General features: G+C 61.9%; 1 protein-coding gene. It reads right to left on the reverse strand.

The genetic code is table 11. The features are described from left to right. Nucleotides 1–452, reverse strand: a 452-nt coding sequence (gene xseA, locus lacNas_RS12685) for an exodeoxyribonuclease VII large subunit (protein ID WP_201346923.1), incomplete at both ends; no start/stop codon positions are given.

Here is a 452-nt window from a genome sequence, read left to right on the forward strand (position 1 = left end):
GGCAGCCGTCGGCGTAGCGGCCCGGCAGTCGGCTGCCAGGTCGCACAGGGTCGTGTCGGTTTCGTGACCAACTGATGAAATAACCGGCATCTTCATGGCGTAAACCTGCCGCACCACGGCTTCTTCGTTGAATGGCCACAGGTCTTCCAAAGACCCGCCCCCGCGGCCAATGATGAGGACGTCGTATTCGTCTGCCCGCGCCTGGATTTGCTGCATGGCAGCCACCAAGCTGCCGGCTGCGCTTTCGCCTTGCACCTGCGCCGGGAAAAGATCAATCTCAGCGTGGGGGAAGCGGCGGTTGGCCGTGACCATGATGTCGTGGATGACCGCCCCAGAGGCTGAAGTCACCACCGCGATCTTGTCCGGAAACAGCGGCAGCGGCCGCTTGTGCTGCTGGTCAAAGAGGCCTTCGCGGCTCAGCTTTTCCTGCAGCTGCTTGAAGCGCTCATAAA

Source organism: Lactobacillus nasalidis, assembly GCF_016587775.1.
Lineage (GTDB): Bacteria > Bacillota > Bacilli > Lactobacillales > Lactobacillaceae > Lactobacillus > Lactobacillus nasalidis.